This is a genomic window from Brevibacillus sp. FIR094 (genome assembly GCF_050477165.1).
GTDB lineage: Bacteria > Bacillota > Bacilli > Brevibacillales > Brevibacillaceae > Brevibacillus.
Window position 1 is genome coordinate 1 of sequence record NZ_JBEAES010000113.1, and the last position, 235, is coordinate 235.

1 tRNA gene is annotated in these 235 nt (G+C 52.8%); it reads right to left on the bottom strand.

Annotated elements, in window-relative coordinates:
• Positions 1-63: 63 nt before the first annotated feature.
• Positions 64-140: transfer RNA gene (locus ACQ5DJ_RS30105), tRNA-Ile, on the bottom strand.
• Positions 141-235 lie beyond the last annotated feature (95 nt).

Sequence of the window (235 nt, forward strand, 5' to 3'; positions counted from 1 at the left end):
ACCTCCTGCTTGCAAGGCAGGCGCTCTCCCAACTGAGCTACAGCCCCATACTGGGGAATTATATGGTGGGCCTAGGCTGACTCGAACAGCCGACCTCACGCTTATCAGGCGTGCGCTCTAACCAACTGAGCTATAGGCCCTCAAAGGAGTTATACTCCTTCAAAACTGAACAGCGAATGTTGCGTTAATCGTCGTATCTCCATAGAAAGGAGGTGATCCATCCGCACCTTCCGGT